At 71.3% G+C, this 24,389-nt stretch carries 19 protein-coding genes; 12 read left to right on the top strand and 7 right to left on the bottom strand.

The annotated features are described in order from the left end of the window. The first annotated feature begins 36 nt into the window (after positions 1-36). Together BVIR_RS16575 and BVIR_RS01075 are read left to right on the top strand one after the other, a co-directional pair. Entirely contained in the window at positions 37-1,296 is a 1,260-nt protein-coding gene (locus BVIR_RS16575; protein WP_055038587.1) for a metallophosphoesterase family protein, read from the top strand. Further along, positions 1,293-4,754 carry an ATP-binding protein gene (locus tag BVIR_RS01075; protein WP_055036065.1) on the top strand — a complete coding sequence of 1,154 codons (3,462 nt, stop codon included), beginning with the start codon at positions 1,293-1,295 and terminating at the stop codon, positions 4,752-4,754. Before BVIR_RS16575 ends, BVIR_RS01075 begins: the two co-directional genes overlap by 4 nt. Positions 4,755-4,904: 150 nt before the next feature. On the opposite strand, the gene ruvA is transcribed toward BVIR_RS01075, so the two are convergent. After that, positions 4,905-5,522: a Holliday junction branch migration protein RuvA gene (gene ruvA / locus BVIR_RS01070; RefSeq protein WP_055036064.1), complete on the bottom strand. Its 618-nt coding sequence runs from the start codon at positions 5,520-5,522 to the stop codon at positions 4,905-4,907. 106 nt (positions 5,523-5,628) lie between these two features. Beyond that, the gene (ruvC, locus tag BVIR_RS01065) at positions 5,629-6,117 is read right to left on the bottom strand and encodes a crossover junction endodeoxyribonuclease RuvC (protein WP_055036063.1); all 489 of its coding nucleotides are present in this window, start codon (positions 6,115-6,117) and stop codon (positions 5,629-5,631) included. A 238-nt stretch (positions 6,118-6,355) separates the two neighbouring features. Here ruvC and BVIR_RS01060 point away from each other — a divergent pair, with 238 nt between their 5' ends. Next, the gene (locus BVIR_RS01060) at positions 6,356-7,048 is read left to right on the top strand and encodes a DUF1013 domain-containing protein (RefSeq protein ID WP_055036062.1); all 693 of its coding nucleotides are present in this window, start codon (positions 6,356-6,358) and stop codon (positions 7,046-7,048) included. Between the two features lie 35 nt (positions 7,049-7,083). Here BVIR_RS01060 and msrA read toward each other — a convergent pair whose 3' ends face one another. The 3 genes from msrA to BVIR_RS01045 all read right to left on the bottom strand — a co-directional run bounded on the left by msrA (position 7,084) and on the right by BVIR_RS01045 (position 9,301). Further along, the gene (gene msrA / locus BVIR_RS01055; protein WP_055036061.1) at positions 7,084-7,716 is read right to left on the bottom strand and encodes a peptide-methionine (S)-S-oxide reductase MsrA; all 633 of its coding nucleotides are present in this window, start codon (positions 7,714-7,716) and stop codon (positions 7,084-7,086) included. Between the two features lie 185 nt (positions 7,717-7,901). Beyond that, the gene (locus tag BVIR_RS01050) at positions 7,902-8,225 is read right to left on the bottom strand and encodes a hypothetical protein (protein WP_055036060.1); all 324 of its coding nucleotides are present in this window, start codon (positions 8,223-8,225) and stop codon (positions 7,902-7,904) included. A 77-nt stretch (positions 8,226-8,302) separates the two neighbouring features. Continuing rightward, positions 8,303-9,301: an adenosine kinase gene (locus tag BVIR_RS01045; protein ID WP_055036059.1), complete on the bottom strand. Its 999-nt coding sequence runs from the start codon at positions 9,299-9,301 to the stop codon at positions 8,303-8,305. 131 nt (positions 9,302-9,432) lie between these two features. Here BVIR_RS01045 and murJ point away from each other — a divergent pair, with 131 nt between their 5' ends. Both murJ and BVIR_RS01035 read left to right on the top strand, forming a co-directional pair. Further along, positions 9,433-11,010, top strand: a complete 1,578-nt coding sequence (gene murJ, locus BVIR_RS01040; RefSeq protein ID WP_055036058.1) for a murein biosynthesis integral membrane protein MurJ — start codon at positions 9,433-9,435, stop codon at positions 11,008-11,010. A 129-nt stretch (positions 11,011-11,139) separates the two neighbouring features. Next, a complete protein-coding gene (locus BVIR_RS01035) occupies positions 11,140-11,715 on the top strand; it encodes a hypothetical protein (RefSeq protein WP_145911915.1) in 576 nt (191 codons plus the stop codon). A gap of 150 nt (positions 11,716-11,865) precedes the next feature. Here BVIR_RS01035 and BVIR_RS01030 read toward each other — a convergent pair whose 3' ends face one another. After that, the gene (locus BVIR_RS01030; protein WP_055036056.1) at positions 11,866-13,065 is read right to left on the bottom strand and encodes a D-alanine--D-alanine ligase; all 1,200 of its coding nucleotides are present in this window, start codon (positions 13,063-13,065) and stop codon (positions 11,866-11,868) included. A 203-nt stretch (positions 13,066-13,268) separates the two neighbouring features. Here BVIR_RS01030 and BVIR_RS01025 point away from each other — a divergent pair, with 203 nt between their 5' ends. The 4 genes from BVIR_RS01025 to hutF all read left to right on the top strand — a co-directional run bounded on the left by BVIR_RS01025 (position 13,269) and on the right by hutF (position 17,883). After that, positions 13,269-13,997, top strand: coding sequence for a M15 family metallopeptidase (locus BVIR_RS01025; protein WP_055036055.1), 729 nt, complete (start codon positions 13,269-13,271; stop codon positions 13,995-13,997). A 12-nt stretch (positions 13,998-14,009) separates the two neighbouring features. Next, a complete protein-coding gene (locus tag BVIR_RS01020) occupies positions 14,010-14,798 on the top strand; it encodes an alpha/beta fold hydrolase (protein ID WP_055036054.1) in 789 nt (262 codons plus the stop codon). Further along, the gene (locus BVIR_RS01015; protein ID WP_055036053.1) at positions 14,786-16,393 is read left to right on the top strand and encodes a Mur ligase family protein; all 1,608 of its coding nucleotides are present in this window, start codon (positions 14,786-14,788) and stop codon (positions 16,391-16,393) included. Before BVIR_RS01020 ends, BVIR_RS01015 begins: the two co-directional genes overlap by 13 nt. A gap of 128 nt (positions 16,394-16,521) precedes the next feature. Further along, positions 16,522-17,883, top strand: coding sequence for a formimidoylglutamate deiminase (gene hutF, locus BVIR_RS01010; protein ID WP_055036052.1), 1,362 nt, complete (start codon positions 16,522-16,524; stop codon positions 17,881-17,883). Positions 17,884-18,412: 529 nt separating this feature from the next. Here hutF and BVIR_RS01005 read toward each other — a convergent pair. Continuing rightward, positions 18,413-19,324, bottom strand: a complete 912-nt coding sequence (locus BVIR_RS01005) for a hydrogen peroxide-inducible genes activator (RefSeq protein ID WP_055036051.1) — start codon at positions 19,322-19,324, stop codon at positions 18,413-18,415. 150 nt (positions 19,325-19,474) lie between these two features. On the opposite strand from BVIR_RS01005, the gene katG reads away from it, so the two are divergent. The 3 genes from katG to rpsP all read left to right on the top strand — a co-directional run bounded on the left by katG (position 19,475) and on the right by rpsP (position 24,189). Further along, positions 19,475-21,652, top strand: a complete 2,178-nt coding sequence (katG, locus tag BVIR_RS01000) for a catalase/peroxidase HPI (RefSeq protein WP_145912076.1) — start codon at positions 19,475-19,477, stop codon at positions 21,650-21,652. 594 nt (positions 21,653-22,246) lie between these two features. After that, the gene (ffh, locus tag BVIR_RS00995) at positions 22,247-23,794 is read left to right on the top strand and encodes a signal recognition particle protein (RefSeq protein ID WP_055038586.1); all 1,548 of its coding nucleotides are present in this window, start codon (positions 22,247-22,249) and stop codon (positions 23,792-23,794) included. 41 nt (positions 23,795-23,835) lie between these two features. Beyond that, positions 23,836-24,189, top strand: coding sequence for a 30S ribosomal protein S16 (gene rpsP / locus BVIR_RS00990; RefSeq protein ID WP_055036049.1), 354 nt, complete (start codon positions 23,836-23,838; stop codon positions 24,187-24,189). The last annotated feature ends 200 nt before the right edge of the window (positions 24,190-24,389 follow it).

Here is a 24,389-nt window from a genome sequence, read left to right as displayed (position 1 = left end):
CTGGACACACGCCGCCGCGCACGCGAAAACACCGGCATGTCGGGTTCCACCTTCCAATTTCTCCACGCCGCCGACCTCCACCTCGACAGCCCGCTGCGCGGCCTCGCCCGCCGCGGCGAGATCGCCGACGCCTTCGTCGAGGCCTCGCGCCGGGCGCTGGAAAACCTGGTCGCGGCCGCCATCGCCGAGCAGGTCGCTTTCGTCGTCATCGCCGGCGACCTCTACGACGGCGACTGGAAGGACTACGCCACCGGCCAGGCGTTCGTGCGCCAGATGGGGCGGCTGGCGCGCGCCGGCATCCGGGTGTTCGTGCTGCGCGGCAACCACGACGCCGAGTCGGTCATCACCAAGAGCCTGCCGCTGCCGACCAACGTCCACCCGTTCTCGGTGCGCACGGTGGAAAGCGTCCGGATCGATGAGCTGGGGGTGGTGCTGCACGGCCGCGGTTTCGCCAGCCGCTCCGTCACCGACAATGTCGCGCGCCAATACCCCGCCGCCGTGCCGGGCTGGTTCAACATCGGCGTGCTGCACACCTCGCTCACCGGCCGCGACGGCCATGACGTCTACGCGCCGTGCCAGCTCGAGGATTTGCAGCGGCCCGGCTACGACTATTGGGCGCTCGGCCACGTCCACGCCCGCGAGGTGGTGGCAACCGAGCCGTTCATCGTGTTCCCCGGCAATCTGCAGGGCCGCCATGCCCGCGAGACCGGGGCGAAGGGCGCGACCTTGGTGCGGGTGGTGGACGGCCGCGTCGCCGGGCTTGAGGCGCTGACGCTGGATGCGGCGCGGTTCGATCACGTCGCGCTCGACCTCACCGGCATCGCCGCGCCGGCGGCGTTCGAGCGGCTCGCCCGCGAGGCGATCGCCAGCGCCCGCGCCGCGGCGGACGGCCGGCCGCTGGCGCTGCGGCTGACGCTCACCGGCGAGAGCGCGCTTCACGCCCACTTCTCGACCCAGTCCGCCCAGCTCGGCGAGGAGCTGCAGGCGCTGGCATGGGAGGTCGGCGACGTGCTGATCGAGAAAGTCCGCGTCGCCACCCGCGGCCCCTGCCGCGCACCGGCGATGGCGGCGATCACCGGCTTCGACGACATCGTCGCGGCGGTGGCAGCCGACCCGGCGTTCCGCGCCGACATCGCCCGCGTGCTCGGCGAGCTGCGCGCCCGCACCCCGGACGAGGCGCTCCATCTGCTCGGGCTGGGCGCCCTGGACAGCGACGCCGCCGACGCGGTCGAGGCGGCGGCCGACGCGGTACTCGCCGCGGTCGACGGCGCCGGCGCGATGGAGCCCGGCGCATGAGGTTCAAGACCCTCGGCCTCGATCGCTACGGCTGCTTCACCGACCGCCGGCTGGCGTTCGGCGACGCTCGCCTGACCGTCATTCTCGGCGCCAACGAGGCCGGCAAGACCACCGCGCTCGCTGCGGTGGCCGACGCGCTGTTCGGCATCGAGGAGCGCTCGCGCTTCAACTTCCTGCACGACTACAAGGCGATGCGCCTCACCGCCACGGTGGCGGGCGGCGATGGCCGGGAGTTGTCGTTCACGCGGCTGAAGCGCCGCGCCGCCGCGCTGGTCGATCCCGTCAGCGAGGCGCCGCTCGCCGACGATTGCCTGGCGCCGTTCCTCGGCGCCCACGACCGCCGCGCCTTCCTCGACATCTTCGGCCTCGACCAGGCCCGCCTGCGCGAGGGCGGCCGCAAGCTGCTGGCCGGCGGCGGCGACCTCGCCGACACCCTGTTTGCCGCCGCGCCGGGCCTCAGCCGCATCGCGGCGCTGCGCGAGCGCTTCCGCGAGGCGGCGGCCCAGACCTTCAACCCCGGCCGCAGGACCGCCAGCAATGCGTTCTACCGCGCCCTCGACAAGCGCGCCGCGGCGCAGCGCCGGGTGCGCGAGACCGAGCTCAAGGTCGACGAGGTCCGGGCCGAGCGCGAGGAGGCCGAGCGGGCGGCGCAGGCGCGGGCGGTGGCGGTGGCGGCCGAGATCGAGGCCGGGCTGGCGCTGCGGCGGGCGCAGGCGTTCGCGCGCGCCGCCAAGGAGCTGCGCATCATCGACGCCGAGCAGGCCGTGCTCGACCGGCAAGGCGCGCTGCCGCAGCTCGCGACCGGGTTCTGCGAGGAGACGCAGCGCCTGCTCGCCGCGCTGGCCACGGCGGGCGAGACCTGCGCCCGCGCCGCCGGCGAGGAGGCGGACGCTGCGGCGGCGTGCGCGGCCATCGCGGTCGACGACGCCATTCTCGCCGTCGCCGCGCCGATCGCGGCGTTGGACGAGGAGCGCGCCGCGGTCGAGAAGGAGGTGAAGAGCCTGTCCAACCGCCGCACCGAGGCGGCTGAGGCCGGCGCCAGGCTCGACGCCATCGCCAAGGGCCTCGGCCTCGCCGAGGTCGCCGCGCTGCGCGCGCGCCTGCCCGGCCCGCCGCTGCTGGCCCGGGCCGAGCGGCTGGTCGGCCGCCTCGCCGCCACGGCCGCGCTGGCGGAGACACTGGCGAGCGACCGCGCCAAGCTCGCCGAGGAACACCGCAAAGCGGCCGCGGCGCGGGCCGGGCTCGGCCACGTCGCCGACCCCACGCCGGCCCGCCGCCGGCTCGATGCGCTCGACGGCGCCGAGGAGCGCGAGCGCGCGCTGCGGCTGGCCGACCACCGCCTCGCCGCCGGCCGCGACGCCCTGGCCGAGCGGGTCGGCCGGCTCGGCCTCGGTACCGCCGACGCCGCGGCGCTGGCCGCCATCGCGCTGCCGGCGACTGCGGCGGCCGAAGCGGCGCTGCGCGCGGTGCGCGCGGCAGAGGAGATCGTAAGCCGGCAAACCGATAGCCTGCGCCAGCTGGAAGACCAGCTCGCCCAGGCAACGGCGCGGCTGGCGGTGCTGACCGGCGGCCGGCCGATGCCGACCGAGGCCGCCATCGCCGCCGCCCGCCGCAGCCGCGACCAGTTGTGGATGCAGGTGCGGCCGCTGGCGTTGGGCGAGCGGGCAGCGGCAGCGGCCGACCGCGACGCCGCCCGCGACCTCGACCATGCCATGCTCGATGCCGACCGCCTGGCCGACGAGCGCCAGACCGAGACCCAGAGGCTGGCCGAGCTGGCCCAGGCCGAACTCAAGATCGCCGACCTCGGGGTCCAGCTCGACGCGGCGCAGCGGCGGCTCAAAGAGGCGGGCGCCAGGCTCGCCGCCACCGGCGCGGCGTGGCGGACGCTGTGGGCTGGCGGGCCTGTTTTGCCGGCTGACGATGCCGCGCTTGCCGTGCTGCGCGAGGCCCAGGCGGTGCTGGCGGCCCGCGAAACCCTGCGCCAGGACGCGGCGGCGGCCGAGGCCGCCCGCGAGGCGGTGCGGTGGGACCGCGCCGAAGCCGAGCGGCTGCGGGCCGAGCTTGGCCTTGCCGCGCTCGGCGAGGCGCCGCTGCGGATGGCCGACCTGCGCGCGGCGGTCGAGGCGCTGGAGCGCCGTTTCCGCGACGCCCGCGAGCACGAACGCGACCTCAAGCTGCTCGAGGCGCGCGCGGCGGACGTCACCACGCGCGAGCGCGACCTCGCCGACCAGCAGCAGGCGGCGGCGGCGGAGGCCGCTGACCTCTTTCCGCGCCTTGCGGTGCGCGCCGACGCCGCCGCCGAGGAGGCGCGCGCCGCGCTCGATCTATGGCGCGAGGCGCCCGCGCTCGCCACCGCGCTCGCCACCGCCGAGCACCGCATCGATGGCATCGAGCGCGACAAGGCGGCATTCGCGGCGCGGGTCGACGACCTGGTGGCACAGACCGGCGGACGCCAGGCGGACGAGGATGGGTTTGCCGCGGTGCGGCGGCTCAAGGCGCGGCTGGAGATGGCCAAGCAGGCGCGCGCCAAGGCCGATGCCGCCGCCGAGGCGCTGGCGGCGCGGCGCGGCGCGCTGATTGCCGCCGAGGCGGCGCGGACGCGCGCGGAGAGCGCGGTGGCCGCGGTGGTGGCGCAGGCCGGGCTCGACCGGCCGGAGGCGCTGCCGCCGCTGATCGAACGGCTCGCAGCGGCAGCGGCCGCGACCCGGCGCCTGACCGAGGCGCGGGCCCGGCTCGCCGAGGACGCCGGCGACCGCGGCGAGGACGAGCTGCGCACCGCCGTCGCCGGCCACGACGACGAGGCGCTCGCCCGCCGCGCCGCCGAGGCCGACGCCGCCCACGCCGCCGCGCGTGCGGCGCGCGATCAGGCGATCGAGCACGATACCAGAGCCCGCGGCGCGCTGGACGCGCTGGAGCAGCGCGAGGGCGCCACCCGCGCCGCGCAGGAGGAACAGGATGCGGTGGCCGAGATCGCCGCGGCGGTCGAGCGCTTCACCCGCGATCACGTCGCCGCGCGGCTGCTCAGCGTGGCGATGGACCGCTACCGCGAGCGCCACCAGAGCCCGATCGTCGAGCGCGCCTCGCGGCTGTTCGCGGCGCTGACCGACGGGCACTGGAGCGGCATCGGCGTCGATTACGACGCTGATCCGCCGCGGCTGGCAACGCTGCGCCAGGGCCGGCCGGTGGCGGTCGAGGCGTTGTCGGAGGGCACCGCCGACCAATTGTTCCTGGCGCTGCGCATCGCCGCCATTGAGGAGCACGCCCGGCGGGCGACGCCGCTGCCGTTCATCGCCGACGATCTGTTCGTCAGCTTCGACGAGCGGCGCACCGAATGCGGCCTGAGGGCGCTGAGCGAACTGGGCGCGCTGACCCAGGTGATCGTGTTCACCCACCACGAGCACGTCGCAGGCTGCGCCGAGCGGGCGCTGCCGGGCGAGGTCGCGATCGTCCGGCTGTGAGTCCGACGGCGCAAAGCCTTGCCTCGTCACGCCTGCATTCGTCGCGGGCATCCTGTTCCGACCGCCCCGGATGCTGGCGCAGGGGCCGCTGACGGAATCCGGCCGACCGGCCGGTGTGTCGCCGTCCGTTCGCCGAGACGTCGCGTTTCTCTATTTCGCCAGTTCCTTGAGGCCGAGGCGGATCAGCCTGGCGGTTTCGGCGCCCTCGCCGGCCTCCTTCACCGCCGCGGCGATGGCCGCCGCCGCCTGCGGCTGGCCGTAGCCGAGATTGACCAGCGCCGACACTGCGTCGGCCACCGCCGCCGGCGCGCGGGCGTCCTCGAGCGCGCCGGAAAGCCGGCTCACGGCGGGGTCGATGCCGGCGAAGGCCGGCGCCCGGTCCTTCAACTCGGCGCAGATGCGCGCGGCGACCTTGGGGCCGACGCCGGGGGCACGCGCGACCATCGCCTTGTCGCCGAGCGCGATGGCGCCGGCGAGGTCGGACGCCTTCAGGGTCGACAGGATGGCGAGCGCCACCTTGGTGCCGATGCCCTGCACCGTCTGCAGCAGCCGGAACCATTCGCGCTCGCTGTCGGAGGCAAAGCCGAACAGCCGGATCTGGTCCTCGCGCACGAAGGTGTCGATCGACAGCGTCGCCGCCTCGCCGACCGCCGGCAGCGCCTGCAGGGTGCGGGTCGAGCAGTGGACCTGATAGCCGACGCCGCCGACGTCGACGATGACGAAATCCTCGCCGTAGGAATCGATGGTGCCCTTGAGCTTGCCGATCATCCTTGCGCCCCGCCGGCCGAACCTGGTGGCGTCGTCCCGCGCCGCCCTCGCGCCGCCGGAGACGACGCGGCATCAATGCCACCGCGGCCAGGCCGCCGGCAAGCGTTCACCCCGCCAGCTTGCGGGCGGTGCGGTGGTGGGCGTGGGTCACCGCCACCGCCAGCGCGTCGGCGGCGTCCGCGCTCGGCAGCTCGGCCTTCGGCAACAGCACCTTGATCATGGCCTGGACCTGGGCCTTGTCGGCGTGGCCGACGCCGACCACCGACTTCTTGATCAGGTTGGGGGCGTATTCGGCAACGCTGAGCCCGGCCTTCGCCGGCACCAGCAGCGCGATGCCGCGGGCCTGGCCGAGCTTCAGCGTCGCCACCGCGTCCTTGTTGACGAAGGTGTCCTCCACCGCCGCCTCGTGCGGGCGGTGGGCTTCGATCACCTCGACCAGGCCGTCGTGCAGCATGGCGAGCCGCTCGGCCAGGCTGTCGTTGCCGTCGGAGGTGATGGTGCCGCAGGCGATGAAGCTGAGGCGGGAGCCGTCCACCGCGATGACGCCCCAGCCGGTGCGGCGCAGGCCAGGGTCGATGCCGATAATCCGGATCATGACCGCACCGGCGCGGCGGCGCGCCCACCGGCGCGGTGACGTTGGGTGCGCCCCAGCGCCGGCCGAAAACGGCGGGCCGGCGCTGTCACCGGCAATTGCGAAAACATGGCGCAATCCCTATAGTGACGGCAAATCCCGACTATCGAGAACGATGCGGGGCTCCGTCCGGAAGGGCGGTCGGAGCGCAGACCCCTTTTGAGTCCGGCACAAGCCGGGATCGAGTCCAGGAGATCGTGTGATGGCCAACGCTCCTCTGATGCCGAAGGCGACCGCGGTTTGGCTGGTCGAAAATACCTCGCTGACCTTCGACCAGATCGCCGACTATTGCAAACTGCATCCGCTGGAGGTGAAGGCCGTCGCCGACGGCGAGGCCGCCCAGGGCATCAAGGGGCTCGACCCGGTCGCCAACGGCCAGCTGTCGCGCGAGGAACTCGACCTCGCCGTCGCCGACCCGAGCCGGCGGCTGAAGCTGTTGGAATCGAAGGTGCGCGTGCCGGAGGTCAAGACCCGGCGCGGGCCGCGCTACACCCCGGTGTCCAAGCGCCAGGATCGCCCCAACGCCATCCTGTGGCTGGTGCGCAACCATTCCGAGCTGAAGGACGCCCAGATCATGCGGCTGGTCGGCACCACCAAGTCGACCATCGAATCGGTGCGCGAGCGCACCCACTGGAACAGCGTCAACCTGCAGCCGATGGACCCGGTGACGCTGGGGCTGTGCTCGCAGATCGACCTCGACCTCGAGGTGCAGCGCGCCGCCAAGGAAAAGCCGTTGCCGACTGTCGGCGGCACCACGCTGCTGCCGGCCGAGCTCACCACCCGCGTGCCGGAACCGGAGCCGGAGCCGGTGGCGCCGACCACCGCCAATGTCGACCTCTCCAAGGTGTTCGCCAAGTTCCAGGACCGCAGCGAACCGGACGACGACGAGGCGTGAGGCCAAATCCGGCTGATCAGGCCGCGTTCGCCTGATCAGCCGGCAGCGACCGCGCAGCTCACGCCGGTGCCGCCCAGGCCGCAATAGCCGCCCGGATTCTTCGCCAGATACTGCTGGTGAACGTCCTCGGCGAAATAGAACGGCCCCGCCGGCGCAATCTCGGTGGTGATCGGGCCGTATCCCTTGGCCTTCAGCGCCGGCGCGTAGGCGGCCTTCGCGGCTTCGGCGGCGGCGCGCTGGCGCTCGTTCGCGGTCAGGATCACCGAACGGTACTGCGTGCCGACGTCGTTGCCCTGGCGCATGCCCTGGGTCGGGTCGTGGGCCTCGAAGAACAGCTTGAGCAGGCGCTCGTAGGTGAGCTGGGCCGGGTCGTACGCCACCAGCACCACCTCGGCGTGGCCGGTGCGGCCGGAGCACACCTCCTGATAGGTTGGATTGGGCGTCAGCCCACCGGCATAGCCGACCGCCGTCACCCACACGCCGGGGGTTTGCCAGAACACCCGCTCGGCACCCCAGAAGCAGCCGAGCCCGACCAGCGCGGTCTCGATGCCGTCGGGGTAGGGCCCGGCCAGCGGCCGGCCCGACACGACATGGCGTCCGGGCGTCATGATCGGGCTGGCGCGGCCGGGCAGCGTGGTGGCGTTATCGGATTTTTTGAACGGGAACATCGGCGCACTCGGGTTTGCTAGAGCATTTTCCGCACAAGTGGAATCCGGTTGTGCGAAAGAAAATGCGAAATAACAAAGACCTAGAGCATCTGACCTGATGCAGTCAGGGCGGTCGATGCTCCAGCCCCGATATGGGGCGCCGGCCTCGCGCCGGCCAACGGGCGCCGGTCAAAACCTCGCGATGATCAATCCCGCGACGACCAGCCGATCGCGCTCGCGCGCGGCCGCGCGATCACCATCAGGGCGAGGCCGACCACGCCGAACAGCACGAACACCGGCACGAACAGCACGCTCACCAGCACCGGGTCCCACAGCCAGGGCGCGACATAGCGCTCGGTGGCGGCCTGCACCAGATTGAGCGTGGCGGGCGACAGCGCGTACCAGGCATCGCCCGCGCGCGTCACCGTCACCGCCGACACCGCGATCGAGCGGGTGCCGTCGATCACCAGTGACGCAAAGCCGCCGGCGAGCAGCAGAAAGCCGATGAGACGAACCAGAAACCGGATCATGGCGAACCTCGCACGCCGGAGGTACCGGTTCCGCACCCCGCGCGCAAGCTGTCGCCGCGTGCCGGCCGGCAGCCGGATTACAGCGCGACGCCGTTCTCCGCCGCAAGCGCCTTGAGATTGGCCTCCGGCCGGGCGCCCATGTGCGAGATCACCTCCGCTGCGGCGATGGTGCCGAGCCGGGCCGAGGTGGCGTGGTCGAAGCCGCGGGCGAAGCCGTAGAGGAAGCCGGCGGCGAACAGATCGCCCGCCCCGGTGGTGTCGACCACCCGCTCGATCGGCACCGCCGCCACCTCGACCGAGCCCTGCGCATTCACCACCACCGCGCCCTTCTCGCTGCGGGTGACCACCGCCAGCTTGACGTCGCGGCGGATGGCGCGCAGCGCCGTCGCGAAGTCCGACGTCTGATAGAGCGAATGCAGCTCGGCCTCGTTGGCGAACACGATGTCGACGGTGCCCGAGCGCATCAAATGGATGAACTCCTCGCGGTAGCGGTCGACGCAGAACGCGTCCGACAGCGTCAGCGCGACGTGGCGCCCGGCGGCGTGGGCGTGGGCGGCGGCGGCGCGGAAGGCGTCCTTGGCGTTCGGCGGATCCCACAGATAGCCTTCGAGATAGGTCACCGCCGCCGCGCCCACCACGTTGGGGTCGATGTCGCGGGGCGACAGATCCTGGGCGGCGCCGAGATAGGTGTTCATGGTGCGCTGGCCGTCCGGCGTCACCAGGATGAAGCAGCGCGCGGTGGCAGGTCCCGCCTCCGCTGCCTTGGTGTCGAAGGCGACGCCGAGCGAGCGGATGTCGTGGCCGAAGCTGGCGCCGAGCGGGTCATTCTTGACCTTGCCGATGAAGGCGCCGCGGCCGCCGAGCGCGGCGACCCCGGCGATGGTGTTGGCCGCCGAGCCGCCGGACACCTCGATCGCCGGGCCCATGGCGGCGTAGATCGCCTCGGCGCGGGCCTCGTCGATCAGCGTCATCGCGCCCTTGGCCATGCCGTGCTGGACCAGAAAATCCTCCTCGCAGCGCGAGAGCACATCAACGATGGCGTTGCCGAGGCCGAGCACGTCGTAGCGAAGGGTCATGGGTCAGGATCCACTGGCGAGCGTTGGCGCGGCCTACCATCGCCACTGCGCCGACGCAACGGCTTGGCCGGCGCAGGCTGCCCGGTGACGGCGCTGGCGCCGCCGGCTAGGGTCGGGCAAAGGCGATTCCGATGGCCGCTTCCAGATCCCTCGCCCGCAAGGTCTCGACCGTCGGCGCCTTCACGCTGCTGTCGCGCCTGCTCGGCTTTGCGCGCGATGCCCTGATGGCGGCGGTGCTGGGCGCGGGGCCGCTGGCGGACGCCTTCGTCGCCGCGTTCCAGCTGCCCAACCTCGCCCGCCGCCTGCTGGCGGAGGGCGCGCTCAACGCGGCGTTCGTGCCGGCCTGGCTTCGCCTGCGCGCCGAGGGTGGCGCCGCCGCCGCCCGCACCTTCACCGGCGCCGTGCTCGCGAGCCTCGCCGTGCTGCTGGCCGCGGCGGCGGCGGTGGCGGCGGTGGCGATGCCGCAGCTGATCGGCCTGATCGCGCCGGGCTTCGCGCCGGACGACGCCCGCTTCGCGCTGGCGGTGACGTGGGGGCGCTGGACGGTCGGCTACGCCGTGCTGGCGGGGGTGGTGGCAGTGCTGGCCGGGGTGCTGAACGCCGAGGGCCGGGTGGGCGCGGTGGCCGGCCTGCCGATCGCGTTCAATCTGGTGATGATCGCGGCGCTGGCGGCGGCGCTGGGCGGCGGCCTCACCGGCCAGCCGGCCGCCGGTGCGCTGCTGGCGGCGGCGGTGCTGGCGGCGGGGGCGGTGCAGGTCGCGGTGGTGGCGGTGGCGGCGGCCCGGCTTGCCGAGCCGCCGGTGGGACGTCTCACGCCGTCGCTGGCGCCGGAGGTCAGGCGGTTCTTCCGCCGGGCCGGGCCGGGGCTGATCGCCGCCGGCATTCCCCAGCTCAAGCTGATGGCGGCGGTGGCGGTCGCCTCCGGCGTGCCGGGGGCGGCGTCATATCTGTGGTACGCCGACCGCCTTTACGAGCTGCCGCTCGGCGTGGTGTCGGCGGTCGTCGCCGGCGTGCTGGTGCCGGTGCTGGCGGCGCACGCCCGCGCCGACGACGGCGTGGCGCTGGTGGCGGCGCAGTCGCGCGCGGTCGAGCTTGCCGCCGGCCTGGCGCTGCCGGCGGCGGTGGGCCTGGTCGTGCTGGCCGGGCCGATCGCCCGCACCTTGTTCGAGCGCGGCGCGTTCGATGCCGCCGACAGCGCCACCACCGCCGCGGTGCTGGCGGCACTGGCGTTCGGCCTGCCCGGTCACGTGCTGGAGAAGGTGTTCGCCGCCGGCGCCTATGCCCGCGGCGACACCGCGACCCCGATGACCACTGCCTTGATCGGGCTTGGCGTCGCCATCGGCGGCGGCGTGCTGTTGCTGCCGGCGTTCGGCGCCAGCGGCGTGGCGGCGGCGGTGGCGGCGTCGGGCTGGCTCAACGCGGCGACGCTGGCCGGGGCCGAGGCCTGGCGCGGCCGGCTGCGGCTCGACCATCCCGCCAGGGTGGCGCTGGCCAAGATCGTCGCCGCCGCCGCCGCGATGGCGGTGGCATTGACCGCGGCGCAAACGCTGGCGGCACCGCTGGCGGGCGGCACCGCGGCGCGCGCCGCCGTGCTGGCCGGGCTGATCGCGCTTGGCGCCGCGGTCTACGGCGCGGTGGTGCATCTCACCGGCGCGCTCGATCTGCGCCGGCTGGCAAGGCTCGGCGCGGGGGCCGGGCGGGACGGTTGACGCCCGTGGTTTGACAACGGCGCCAACATGGCCTTGATGGCGCTCGTTCCGGTCCGGTGGCCGCCCTGGCGTGCCGGCCGGGCCGCCGCGACGCGACGCGCGTCGCCAAAATCGCACGGAACGAACCAAGTGACCGACCGGACGCTCCAACAGGCTGGCCAAAGCGAGGCCGGCCGCGGCGAGGCTGGCCATGATGGCGACGCCGGCCGCGCCGCCGCCTGCCGGCTGAGCGAGCACGTGCTCAGCTCGCCGACCGCCACCGAGGGCCTTCTCACCTGGTGCGAGGCCCATGGCCTGTCGCACGGGCCGATCACCGTGCGCCTGCTGCGCGAGGTCGCGCCGCGGCCGCTCGACGAGGAATGCCGCGGCGAGCTGAGGCCGGAGGCCGGCGAGGCGGTGATCTACCGCCTGGTGGTGCTGAAGCGTGGCGATCTGGTGCTGGCGGAGGCCGACAACTGGTTCCGGCCGCGCCTGCTCAGCCCGGCCATGGTGGCGGCGCTGGAGACCACCGACATTCCGTTCAGCGGCGTCATCGAGCCGCTGCGGCCGGTGCGCCGGACCTTCGGCGTGTCGTTCGACACCCCGCGCCTGACCGCCGGCTTCGCGTTCGAGCACCGCGCGGTGCTGGTGGGCGAGGACGGCCGGCCGATCGCGGTGGTGCGGGAGCGCTTCCGCGCCGATTTGCTGGCACCCGCCGCCGGCTGATGCGAATTGCGGCCGGGCATATGAAATCCGGCCGGTCAGGCCGCAGTTCCGAATTCCTGTCGCCGAAAAAGCCCGCTCCAATCAAGGCGTTTGCGACGATGGTGCTTCGGGAGATCCGGCCGGCCATCGTATCGCTGGCGGGCGTTCGGATCACCGCCGCGGAAACAGCCGCGCCTCGACCAGCGTCGGGTCGGCCGGGATCTGGCGGACGCGGTGCTGGGCGATGGCCTCGTCGATCAGCTTCGACAGCAGCTCGGTGAACAACAGCGGCTCGGCCGCCGCCTCCCACAGGAAGAACGCGAACGAGCCGGGGCAGGGATTGACCTCGTTGAGGAACACCGCCCCGGTCTCGGCATTGCCGAGGAAGTCGATGCGCGGGGTGCCGGTGCCACCCACCGCCAGGAAGGTCTGCTCCGCCCATTTGCGCAGCTTGTCCGCCAGCCCGTCCGGCAAGGTGGGGTTGATGTCGCGGGTGAGCGACAGCATGCCCTCGCTGCGGGCGCCGGGGGACTTGCCCCCCTTCGCGCCGCCGGAGAGGTATTTCTGCTTGAAGTCGAGCAGGTCGGACGCCCGCTTCGGCCGCTCGACCGCCGAGGTGCGCACCTTGCCCTCGAAGCCGGCCACCGCGATGTTGTACTCGACCAGGTTCTCGACGAACGGCTCGACGATGGCCTGGTTGTCGAGCTTGAAGATCGGCGGCAGCACCGCCCGCAGTTCCTCGACGGTGGCCACCTTGGCGACGCCGATCGAGGAGCCGAGGTGGGCCGGCTTCACGATCACCGGGAAGGCCAGCGCCTTCGTCAGCTCGGCCAGCGCGGCGAGCGAGGGCAGCATGCCGGTCGCCGGCCGGTCGATCACCTCGCACGGCAGCAGCGGAATGCGGGTCTCGGCCAGCAGGCGCTTGGTGGCCGCCTTGTCCATCAGCACGGCGGAGGCCAGGGTGCGCATGCCGGTATAGGGCACGTTGGCGGTCTCGAATGCGCCCTGGATCTGGCCGTCCTCGCCGATCAGGCCGTGGAAGGCGGGCAGCGCGACGTCGAAGGCGATCTCCTTCGCCCGCGAGAACAGCCCGCCTTTGTCCTTGGGCAGCAGCACGCCGTGGCCAAGGTCGTTCGGCGTCAGATCGAGCGTGACCTGGGTCAGCTTCTTCTCGGCGTCGGGGCCGGGCAGGTAGAAGCTGCGCTCGCGGAGCTGCTCGCCGACGAACCAGCGCCCGGTGGTCGAGAGATAGACCGGGAACGCCTCGAACCGGCCCTGGTCGAGCGCGTCCAGCACCTGAAGCCCGGTGACGATCGACACGTCGTGCTCGGGCGAGCGCCCGCCGAACAACACCGCGACCCGCGTTTTCATGACGACGTCCCCCAATGCTCCGCGTCGGCGACGATGGCGGCCGTGCTCCGCGGCCGCGTCCGAACCGGCCTCCGGGCCAAGATTGTTTTGCCCGGGCCAAGCCGTCGTCCTACAACGCTCAAGTCATGGCAATAGTGAGTCCCGTTTGGCTGAAAAGCCATCCCGACGCCAGCCGCCCCGTTCCCAAGGTCGGGCGGGGCGCCATGGTTCGCGCGCGCCAGGTGCCGTTCGACGGCACCGACGGCCGCAGCCGCGAGCCGCTGGTCGAGGCCCGCGCCTTCGGCCTCGTCGGCGAATGCTATTACGCGATTCGCGACGGCCGCAACCCGCCCTATGGCGGGCCGATCGAGGGCGCCATCCCGGACCTGCTGGTCCGCCAGGGCGTGGCCGAGGCGCTGATACGGGTCGAGCGCGCGCTGGCCCCCCACGGCCTGGCGCTGTGGCTGCACGACGGCTGGCGGCCGCTCCTCACCCAGCGCGGGCTGTGGACCTTCTACGAGCGCAAGGTCCGGCGCGACAACCCGTCCTGGCCGGACGTGCAGATCGCCCACGAGGTCGCGACCTTCATCGCCGACCCGCGCGGGTTCGACCTCAACGATCCGGGTTCGTGGCCGCCGCATCTGACCGGCGGCGCGGTCGATCTGGTGCTGCGGCTGCGCGAGACCGACACGCTGCTCGATTTCGGCGCCGGCTTCGACCATGCCGGCGAGCGCAGCGAGACCGATTTCTTCGAGCGCGAGTTCGACGCCGGGCGGGTCCGCGCCGACGACCCCCGCCTGCTCGCCCGCCGCATCCTCACCCACGCCATGGCGGCGGAGGGCTTCACCAATTACGCTGAAGAATACTGGCATTTCGACCTCGGCACCAAGCTGTGGGCGGCGGTGGTCGGCAACGGCGCGCGCGCCTTCTACCGGCCGGTGCTGGCGCCGTGATAAGGCCACCTCATGACCGCTGAAACCGTTGTGATGGCCGGCGCGCCGGTCCACCTCGTCCATCTCGGCGATGCCGGCGAGGGCGGGCTGCACCTGATCTGGGCGCACGGCTGGGGCCACTCCGGCGCGGCGATGGCGCCGCTGGCCGAGAGCGCGCGCCGCTGGGGCCGCTCCACCCTGATCGACTTTCCCGGCTTCGGGTCGAGCCCGCCGCCGCCGGCGACGTGGACCACCGCCGATTATGCCGACGCCGTCGCCGGCTGGCTGGCCACCCTGCCGCCCGGCCGGCGGGTGTGGATCGGCCACTCGTTCGGCACGCGGGTCGGGCTGCAGCTCGCCGCCCGCCACCCCGATCTGGTCGACGCGCTGTGCCTGATCGCCGCCGCCGGCCTCAAGCGGCGGCGCTCGCCGCAGCAGCGGGCGTGGATGTGGCTCAAGGTGCGCACCTTCAAGGCGCTGAAGCTGTTGGTGCCCGAAGGGCCGGCGCGCGAGCGCCTGCGCGCCCGCTTCGGCAGCGCCGACTATGCCGGCGCCGGCGCGCTGCGCGCGGTGTTCCTCGCCGCCGTCCGCGAGGACCTGGCCGAGGTGGCGCGCCAGGTCCGGGCGCCGACGCTGTTGATCTACGGCAGCGCCGACACCGACACCCCGCCCGAGCTCGGCGAGCGCCTCAACGCGTTGATCCCCGCCTCCAAGCTGGTGCTCCTGGAGCGCCAGGACCACTTCACCGTGCTGGGCTCGGCCCGGCCGCAAACCCTGTTCCAGATCCAGACCTTCCTGAAGGGGCTCGGATGGTTGTCCTGACCGTGATTGCCCAGTTCGTCCTCGCCGGCGGCTTCGCCTTCTTCGCTTGGCGGCGCGCGCTGACCTATCTCCACGTCTTCCAGCAGGAGGAATACGACGGCGCCCGCTTTCTCGGCTGGCTGCTGCGCACCTTCACCGTCGACATCCGCGCCACCGTGGCGATGGCGGTGCTGGGCATCGCGTTCTACGCGCCCGAGGACGAGCTGGTCGCCGCCATCGGCGCCGTGCTCGGCGCGGTGACGTTCGTGGTGCTGGGCCTGCGCGAGTCCGATCCGCGCCGCGTCGCCAAGAAGACGCTGGCGATCACCGAGCGCGCCCGCCGCATCCTGATCGCCGCCGGCGCGGTGCAGGCGGCGGTGGTGCTCGCCATTGTCGCCGCCGGACTGCCGCTGCTGGCCTGGATCGCCGCGGTGCAGGCGATTCCGTTCGCGCTGATCGCCGGCAATCTGATGCTGAAGCCGTTCGAGGCGCGGGTGCAGCGGCGGTTCTGGACCGAGGCCCACCACAAGCTCCAGACGCTGAAGCCGACCACCGTCGGCATCACCGGCTCGTTCGGCAAGACCTCGGTCAAGCACATCCTCGGCCACCTGTTGTCGATGCAGGCGCCGACCCTGGTGACGCCTGGCAGCATCAACACCCCGATGGGCATCGCCCGCATCGTGCGCGAGCAGCTCGCGCCGCACCACCGCTTCTTCGTCTGCGAGATGGGCGCCTACGGACCGGGCTCGGTCGAGCGGCTGTGCAGGCTGGCGCCGCCCGATCTCGCCATCGTCACCGCCATCGGCCCGGCCCATTACGAACGCTTCAAGTCGCTCGACACCGTCGCCCGCGCCAAGTTCGAGCTGCCGGCAGCGGCGCGCGCCCGCGGCGGCATCGCCGTGCTCGCCGGCCAGGTGCTCGGATTCGACGCGGCCAAGGCGTTCCTCGCCGGCGGCACCGACAAGGTGATCGTGGTCGGGCCGGAGACCGAGGCCCGGCTCAAGGTGCTCGCCACCCGCGAAAGCCGCCAGGGCGTCGAGGCCGACGTGGTGTGGGAGGGCAAATCCTACGCCCTCAAGGCGCCGCTGCACGGCCTGCACCACGCCGGCAACATGGCGCTGGCGTTCGCGGCGGCGTGCGCGCTCGGCGCCGACCCCGACGACCTCGTCACCGCGCTGAAATCGACGCCGCAGATCGCCCACCGCCTGGAGGTGAAGCCGCAGCCCGACGGCTCGATCGTGGTCGACGACGCCTACAATTCGAACCCGGTCGGGTTCGCGGCGGCGCTGGCCTCGCTCGACCTCATCGTCGGCAAAACCGGCCGGCGCATCCTGGTGACGCCCGGCATGGTCGAGCTCGGCACCATGCACGACGAGGAGCACGCCCGGCTCGGCGGGGTGGCGGCCGACCACGTCGACGTGCTGCTGCCGGTGATCCCCGACCGCATCGACAGCTTCATCGACGCGTTCCGCCGCGCCGCGCCGGACCGCCCGGTGGTGCCGTGCGAGACGTTTGCCGACGCGATGGGCTGGCTCAAGGCCAATCTGCGCGCTGGCGACGTGGTGCTGTTCGAGAACGACCTGCCGGACCTCTACGAGCGCCGCATCCGGTTGTAGCGGCCGCGCCGCGGCGCCGGCCGGACCGACCTTTCGTTCACCAACTCGCGCGACGCCGGCCGCCGCCGAAAAGACACTCGCCTAGGAGTTGCCGGCAGGTTATCTCTGCATGGTCCACGAAGGTGGCTATGTTCGGGACGTCGTCGCGCAAACTTCTGTTCGAAACGGCGCTCACCGCGGACGGGTGGCAGCGCGAGGTGCTCGTCACCGTCGCCGATGGGCACTTCGCCACGGTTGAACCCGGCGGGGCAGCCGACGGGGCCGAGCGCATCGGCGGCGTGGCGCTGCCCGGCCTGCCCAACCTGCACTCCTGCGTTATCGAGCGCGCCCTGGCCGGCCTGCTCGAGCGCGACGGCGAGGCCGCCGCTGCCGAACTTGCCGCGCGCGTCGTCGCCGCTTTGAACCCGGACGACGTCGAGGCCATCGCCGCGCAGGCCTATGCCGAGATGTTGGAGGCCGGCTTCACCGCCGCCGGCGAGTTCCAGACCCTGCACCTCGATCCCAACGGGCGGCCCTATGCCGACGTTGCCGAGATCAACGCCCAGGTGGTGGCCGCCGCCGAGCAGACCGGCATCGCATTGACGCTGCTGCCGGTGCTGCAGGTCCATGGCGGCTTCGGGCCGTGCCCGGCCACCCCGCGCCAGCGCCGCTTCCTCCACGACCTCGACGGGTTCGCCGAGCTGATGCGCGCGACCCGGCTCACCGTGGCGTTCTATCCCGGCACCCGGCTCGGCCTCGCCTTCCACTCGCTGCGCACCGTGACGATCGGCGACATCCGCAGGTTGGCGCGCGAGGCCGCCGCCGGCCCGATCCACATCCAGCTCGCCGCGAGCGACCGCGAGGTCGCCGAGTGCCTCGCCGTCACCGGGGCGCGGCCGGCGAGCTATCTGCTCGACTGGGTCGCGGTCGACGAGCGCTGGTGTCTGATCCATCCGCTCCAGCTGTCGGCCGAGGAGCGGCTGCGGCTCGCCAAGGCGGGCGCGGTCGCCGGGCTGTGCCCGGTGGCGGAGGCGCACCGCGGCGAGGCGGCGTTCGACGCCGTGCCGTTCCTCAACGAGGGCGGGCGGATCGGGGTCGGCACCGGCTCGAACCTTTGCACCTCGCCGGCCGGCCTGTTGCGGACGCTGGAATACAGCCAGCGCCAGCGCAACCGCGCGCGGCCGCAACTGGTCCGGCCCGACGCCTCCGCCGGCCGGGCGCTGTTCGACCTGGCGCGCCTCGGCGGCAATCAGGCGCTGGCGCAGCCGGTCGGCGGCATCACCGCCGGCGCGCCGGCCGACGTCGTGGTGCTCGACACCGGCCATCCCGCGTTTGCCGGGCGAAGCGGCGATCGCGTGCTCGACGTCTGGGTGTTCGTGGCGGGCGCGGCGGCGGTGCGCGATGTCTGGGTCGGCGGCCGCCAGCTGGTGCGCGAGGGCCGCCACCGCGATCGCGACCGCATCCGCACCCGCTTCCGCGCCGCGATGGAGCGGCTGTCCGGCCGGGTCTAAGCCGGGTCTAAACAGAAACCGTGCGCGCTGCGCGCCACGGCGCCGTGGCGTCCGACGTCCAAGGCCGGCCGACCGCCCGGCCGCGGCGGAGACCTTGCGCCGTCGTCCGCATCGCCCGTAGCGGCGCGACCTTGCTCGCGTTGCCGTTGCCGGAAACGTCGCGGATCATGGGTTCGGAGTCTCAGCTTCGCTTCGCCCGGAACGACCGGCGGCTTCATCCCCGGCGAATCGGAATTCCGGCGGCAAAATTATACCAACGGCGGCGGCAGCGGCCGTTGGTACCGATGGCATATTCCCGTGGAATCATACCAACGGCCTTTACATTTGACCTTTGGCCGACGTCGGCTCGCCTCATCCTGAGGAGCGGTCGCAAGACCGCGTCTCGAAGGATGAGGCGACGCTGACGTCGGCCTTCGGCCCATGCTTCGAGACGGCTGCGGAGCCTGGCATCGGGCGCGCCTGCGGCGCGACCCGGTGGCAGCCTCCTCAGCATGAGGCCACGAAAGGTCGCCCCTCAGGGCCACCGGTATCATCCGGCCGATAACGCCAAATGGGCCAGAGCGGACTGACGTACGGCCTCGGCGACGGACGCGAACTGCTCGGACAGCGGGGTGGTTTTGCGCCAGACCATGCCCAGCCTACGTGTCGGACACGGCTGCGCGAGCCGCGCCACCGAGACCGCCGCGGACCGGGTTTCGATCGCGACGGCGATTTCCGGGATCAGGGTGACGCCGATACCGGCGCCGACCATCTGCACCAAGGTGGTGAGAGAACTGCCTTCCATGAGATTGCGCGTCATCGACGACGGCATCTTGCAGAAGGACAGCGCCTGATCGCGGAAGCAATGCCCCTCCTCCAGCAGAAGAAGGCGCATCTCGCGCAGCGTTTCCGGATTGGGCACCGGCTTTGAAGCATCCTCCTTCGGGCGCACCAGAACGAACTCTTCCTCGAACAGCGCGTGCTCGTGCAGGCTCGGCTCCGACAACGGCAATGCGACTATGGCGGTGTCCAGCCGGCCTTCGATCAGCCCCTCCACCAGCGTCTGCGTCACCGCTTCGCGCGGCCTGACGTCAAGGCCCGGAAAATGCTCCGTCAGGCTCTGGATGATCGCTGGCAGCAGATACGGGGCGACCGTCGGGATGATGCCGACGCGAAAACGCCCGCGCAGCGGGCCGAGCGACGCGCGGGCGAGGTCGCCAAGGTCATCCGCCGCCCTGAGGATGTCGCGCGCGCGCTCGGCAAAGACCTCGCCCAGACCGGTCAGCCGAATCTGCCGCGTGCCGCGTTCGATCAGCGGCGCGCCGAGCAGGTCTTCCAGCTCCTTCATCTGCAACGACAGCGCCGGCTGCGAAATGGCGCAGGCCTCGGCCGCACGCCCGAAATGCCCATGCTGGGCGAGCGCCTCGAAATAGCGTAGGTGTCGCATCGATAGTCCAGCCATAAGCGATACCTATCGTATCAATAAGTAAATGAAAATTCGCTTTATGGAGCAGTGCTGCTATGCAACCACGAGGCAGCGGGAGACTGCAGGCGGCGAGTCGTCCCTGTGCGAGGACAACACGGATACGTTTCGCACCAACGCTGTCGCCAGATGAGGGAGAATGGCATGGCTGAAAATAAAATCGTGGGCGCCGGGAAATGCCCGGTGATGCATGGCGCGAACACCGCAATCGGCACCACCGTGATGGATTGGTGGCCAAATGCGCTGAACCTCGACATCCTCCACCAGCACGACACCAAGACCAACCCACTCAAGGGCTTCAACTACCGCGAAGAAGTCAAAAAGCTCGATTTTGCCGCGCTGAAGCGGGATCTGACCGCGCTGATGACCGACAGCCAGGAGTGGTGGCCGGCAGACTGGGGCCATTACGGTGGGCTGATGATCCGCATGGCCTGGCACGCCGCCGGGTCCTACCGCACGGCCGACGGTCGCGGCGGCGGCGGCACCGGCAATCAGCGGTTTGCGCCGCTGAACTCGTGGCCGGACAACGTCAACCTCGATAAGGCCCGCCGCCTGCTGTGGCCGATCAAGAAAAAATACGGGAACAGGATCAGTTGGGCCGACCTGATCATCCTGGCCGGCACCATCGCTTACGAGTCGATGGGTCTGAAGACCTTCGGTTTCGGCTTCGGCCGCGATGACATTTGGCACCCTGAAAAGGACGTCTATTGGGGATCGGAGAAGGAATGGCTGGGCTCCACGCGCTATGTCGGCGAAAGCCGCGAAGGCCTTGAGAACCCGCTCGCCGCCGTGCAGATGGGCCTGATCTACGTCAACCCTGAAGGCGTTGGCGGCACGCCCGACCCGCTGCGCACCGCGCAGGACGTTCGCGTGACGTTCAAGCGGATGGCGATGAACGACGAGGAAACCGTGGCCCTGACCGCGGGCGGCCACACCGTCGGCAAGTGCCACGGCAATGGCATCGCCACCAATCTGGGCCCCGATCCGGAGGGCGCCGATGTGCAGGATCAGGGCCTCGGCTGGATCAACCGCACCAGCCGCGGCGTGGGCCGCGATACAGTGACCAGCGGCCTCGAAGGCGCATGGACCACCCATCCGACGACGTGGGACAATGGTTATTTCTATCTGCTTCTGACCTACGACTGGGAACTGAAAAAGTCTCCGGCCGGGGCTTGGCAGTGGGAGCCGATCAACATCAAGGAAGAAGACAAGCCGGTTGACGTCGAGGACCCCACGATCCGCCGCAACCCGATGATGACCGATGCCGACATGGCCATCAAGATGGACCCGGACTATCGCAAGATTGCGGAGCGGTTCTACGCCGATCCGGATTACTTTTCGAAAGTCTTCGCCCGCGCATGGTTCAAGCTGACCCATCGCGACATGGGGCCGAAGGTGCGCTACGTCGGGCCGGACGTGCCCGGCGAGGACCTGATCTGGCAGGATCCGGTGCCCGCCGGCCGCACCAACTATGATGTCGCGGCGGTGAAGGCCAAGATCGCCTCGAGCGGCCTCACGGTATCCGAACTGGTGTCGACCGCCTGGGACAGCGCCCGCACCTTCCGCGGCTCGGACATGCGCGGCGGCGCCAATGGCGCACGCATCCGCCTTGCCCCGCAAAAGGAGTGGGACGGCAACGAGCCCGCCCGTCTGGCCAAGGTGTTGAACGTGCTGGACGGCATCGCCAAGGAGGCCGGAGCGAGCCTTGCCGACGTGATCGTGCTTGCGGGCAATGTCGGTGTCGAGATCGCCGCCAAAGCGGCAGGCTTCGACGTGACCGTGCCGTTCGCGCCGGGCCGCGGCGACGCCGTGCAGGACGAAACCGACGTCGAATCCTTCGCCGTGCTGGAGCCGGTGGCCGATGGCTATCGCAACTGGCTGAAGGGGGATTACGTCGTCAGCGCCGAAGAGCTGATGCTGGATCGCACCCAGCTGATGGGCCTGACCGCGCCTGAGATGACAGCGCTGGTCGGCGGCATGCGTGTGATCGGCACCAATCACGGCGGCACCAAGCACGGTGTCTTCACCGACCGCGAGGGCGCGCTGACCACCGACTTCTTCGTCAACCTGACCGATATGGCCAACCAATGGGTGCCCACCGGTCCGAACCTCTATGAAATCCAGGATCGCAAGTCGGGCACGGTGAAGTGGACGGCGACGCGCGTCGATCTTGTGTTCGGATCGAACTCGATCTTGCGCGCCTATGCCGAGGTCTATGCCCAGGACGACAACAAGGAGAAGTTCGTGACGGACTTCGTCGCCGCCTGGACCAAGATGATGAACGCAGACCGCTTCGATCTGCTTTGATCTGAAACGCCCCCCTGCGCGGCCAACGGGTTGCGCAGGGGGATCGCGTCCCGTTTGATGGTTTATACCCGAGGCCCTGAAGGCTGACCTTTCTCGGACTCATGGTGAGGAGGCTGCCACCGGGTCGCGCTGCAGGCGCGCCCGATGACAGGCTCCGCAGCCGTCTCGAACCATAGGGCCGACCTCAGCTCTTAAGTTCGCCTTATCCTTCGGGACGCTCACTGTCGCGGGCTCATCAGGATGAGGCGAGCTGGCGTCGGTGGAAGGTCAAGCTCAAAGGCCGCGGCTATGAGACTTTCCGCAGTCCCGAAACCGCCGTTAACCTGACGTCCAGGCCATGGCTCCTAGCCGCTCCATCCTTGACTCCGCCCCCCGCTGCGCTTAGCTAGCCGGTCTTTCCAGCCGGCGTTCGTAAAGAGCCGCCGACCGGGCCAGCGACACCCGCGTCCCGCGTGCGTCCGAAGCCCGGAGGTCAACACCCGACAGCGCGATGCGCCCTCGGGTGCGTTTTGCGTTATGGCCGGTCGCCCCGGCCGCAAGGCCCGAGTCTGCCGGCCCCGGCAGAGCATGCCGCATCCCGCGGCGGAGGTGACGATGTTCGAGACGCTGACGGACCGCCTCGGCGGCATTCTCGAAAAGCTGACCAAGCGCGGCGCGCTCTCCGAGAGCGACGTCAACGAGGCGATGCGCGAAGTGCGCAGAGCCCTGCTGGAAGCCGACGTCGCCCTCGACGTCGTGAAGAGCTTCACCGACCGCGTGCGCGTCCGCGCCGTCGGCGCCGAGGTGCTGCGCTCGGTGACGCCGGGCCAGATGCTGATCAAGATCGTCCACGACGAGCTGATCAAGACGCTGGGCTCCGACGCCCAGGCCATCGACCTCGACGCCCCCGCCCCGGTGGCGATCCTGATGGTCGGCCTGCAGGGCTCGGGCAAGACCACCTCCACCGCCAAGATCGCCCGCCGCCTCACCGAGCGCATGAAGCGCAAGGTGCTGATGGCCTCGCTCGACACCCGCCGCCCGGCGGCGATGGAGCAGCTCGCGGTGCTGGGCGAGCAGAACGGCATCGCGACGCTGCCGATCGTGACCGGCCAGCAGCCGGTGCAGATCGCCAAGCGCGCCATGGAGGCCGCCCGCCTCGGCGGCTTCGACGTGGTGCTGCTCGACACCGCCGGCCGCACCACGGTCGACGAGGCGCTGATGGCCGAGGTCGCCGACGTCAAGAAGCAGGTTTCCCCGCACGAGGTGCTGCTGGTCGCCGACGCCCTGACCGGCCAGGACGCCGTCAACACCGCCCGCGCCTTCGAGGAGCGGGTGGGCATCACCGGCATCGTCTTGACGCGCGTCGACGGCGACGGCCGCGGCGGCGCCGCCCTCTCCATGCGCCACGCCACCGGCAAGCCGATCAAGCTGCTCGGCACCGGCGAAAAGGCCGACGCGCTGGAGGATTTCGACCCCGCCCGCGTCGCCGGCCGCATCCTCGGCAAGGGCGACATCGTCGCGCTGGTCGAGAAGGCGGCGCAGGCCATCGATGCCGAACAGGCGGCCAAGATGGCCGCCCGCATGCAAAAGGGCGCGTTCGACCTCGCCGACCTGCGCGACCAGCTCACCCAGATGGAAAATCTCGGCGGTGTCGGCGGCGTGCTCGGCATGCTGCCCGGCGTCGCCAAGATGAAGGACCAGATCGCAGCCTCCGGCATGAGCGATGCCACCTTCCGCCGCCAGCGCGCCATCATCGATTCGATGACGCCGCAGGAGCGCCGCAGCCCCGACCTGCTCAAGGCCAGCCGCAAGCGCCGCATCGCGGCCGGCTCTGGCACCAAGGTCGAGGAGGTCAATCGGCTGCTGAAGATGCACCGCGGCATGGCCGACATGATGAAGGCGATGGGCGGCGCCAAGCGCGGCCCGCTGGCCGGCATCGGCCGGGCGCTGGGCTTCGGCGGCGGCGGCATGCCCCAGCCGACGCCGGAAATGCTGGAAGAGTTCAAGCGCCGCGGCCCGGCGGCGTTCGCCGACAAGATGCCGGAGCTGCCCAAGGATTTCGGCAAGGCGCTGCCCGGCGGCATGCCGGGCGGCCCGCCCTCCGGTCTGCCGGGGCTGCCGGGGCGCTTCCCCGGCCTGCCGTTCGGAACGAAAAAGAAGTGATTTCCTGGACTTAACGTTCGAGATTGGAAAGGACTGCCAACATGTCTCTCAAGATCCGCCTCGCCCGCCGCGGCACCAAGAAGCGCCCGCACTACGCGATTGTTCTCGCCGACGAGCGCGCGCCGCGCGATGGCCGCTTCCTGGAGAAGCTCGGCACCTATGACCCGCTGCGCGGCAAGGACGAAGGCACCCGCGTCCAGTTCGACGTCGAGGCGGTGAAGGCCTGGCTCGCCAAGGGCGCCCAGCCGACCGACCGCGTCGCCCGCTTCTTCGACGCCGCCGGCCTCCTGACCCGCAAGGCCCGCTCGAACCCCGAGAAGGCCAAGCCGAAGAAGAAGGCCCAGGAGCGCGCCGCCGCCGAGGCCGCCGCTGCGGCGGCCGCTGCCGCCGAGTGATCCGAAATCCGGCCGATCAGGCCGGAGTTTCGGTCTCCGGTCGCCGAAATATCCCTTCTGATCAAAGGGGGTTCGGCGAGGTTGTTTTCGGACATCACGACGTGATCGCCCGGAAACCGTCTAGAGCGTCCGCCGATCCGATTGAAACAAGCGGACGTTCTAAGTCTTTGAGTTGTCGCATTCTCTTCCGCAATACCGGT

The sequence above is a fragment of the Blastochloris viridis genome (assembly GCF_001402875.1).
GTDB lineage: Bacteria > Pseudomonadota > Alphaproteobacteria > Rhizobiales > Xanthobacteraceae > Blastochloris > Blastochloris viridis.
The sequence above is the reverse complement of the archived record's forward strand: the minus strand, read 5'-3'. Positions and strand labels throughout refer to the sequence as shown.

Coding starts and splice junctions, on each gene's coding strand:
- BVIR_RS01005 (WP_055036051.1), bottom strand. CDS start 19,324: ATGGCTGGACTATCGATGCGACACCTACGCTATTTCGAGGCGCTCGCC.
- BVIR_RS01015 (WP_055036053.1), top strand. CDS start 14,786: ATGGTTGTCCTGACCGTGATTGCCCAGTTCGTCCTCGCCGGCGGCTTC.
- msrA (WP_055036061.1), bottom strand. CDS start 7,716: ATGTTCCCGTTCAAAAAATCCGATAACGCCACCACGCTGCCCGGCCGC.
- ruvC (WP_055036063.1), bottom strand. CDS start 6,117: ATGATCCGGATTATCGGCATCGACCCTGGCCTGCGCCGCACCGGCTGG.
- BVIR_RS01020 (WP_055036054.1), top strand. CDS start 14,010: ATGACCGCTGAAACCGTTGTGATGGCCGGCGCGCCGGTCCACCTCGTC.
- BVIR_RS01045 (WP_055036059.1), bottom strand. CDS start 9,301: ATGACCCTTCGCTACGACGTGCTCGGCCTCGGCAACGCCATCGTTGAT.
- ffh (WP_055038586.1), top strand. CDS start 22,247: ATGTTCGAGACGCTGACGGACCGCCTCGGCGGCATTCTCGAAAAGCTG.
- BVIR_RS01030 (WP_055036056.1), bottom strand. CDS start 13,065: ATGAAAACGCGGGTCGCGGTGTTGTTCGGCGGGCGCTCGCCCGAGCAC.
- murJ (WP_055036058.1), top strand. CDS start 9,433: ATGGCCGCTTCCAGATCCCTCGCCCGCAAGGTCTCGACCGTCGGCGCC.
- ruvA (WP_055036064.1), bottom strand. CDS start 5,522: ATGATCGGCAAGCTCAAGGGCACCATCGATTCCTACGGCGAGGATTTC.
- BVIR_RS16575 (WP_055038587.1), top strand. CDS start 37: ATGTCGGGTTCCACCTTCCAATTTCTCCACGCCGCCGACCTCCACCTC.
- BVIR_RS01050 (WP_055036060.1), bottom strand. CDS start 8,225: ATGATCCGGTTTCTGGTTCGTCTCATCGGCTTTCTGCTGCTCGCCGGC.
- BVIR_RS01075 (WP_055036065.1), top strand. CDS start 1,293: ATGAGGTTCAAGACCCTCGGCCTCGATCGCTACGGCTGCTTCACCGAC.
- BVIR_RS01060 (WP_055036062.1), top strand. CDS start 6,356: ATGGCCAACGCTCCTCTGATGCCGAAGGCGACCGCGGTTTGGCTGGTC.
- katG (WP_145912076.1), top strand. CDS start 19,475: ATGAGGGAGAATGGCATGGCTGAAAATAAAATCGTGGGCGCCGGGAAA.
- BVIR_RS01025 (WP_055036055.1), top strand. CDS start 13,269: ATGGTTCGCGCGCGCCAGGTGCCGTTCGACGGCACCGACGGCCGCAGC.
- hutF (WP_055036052.1), top strand. CDS start 16,522: ATGTTCGGGACGTCGTCGCGCAAACTTCTGTTCGAAACGGCGCTCACC.
- rpsP (WP_055036049.1), top strand. CDS start 23,836: ATGTCTCTCAAGATCCGCCTCGCCCGCCGCGGCACCAAGAAGCGCCCG.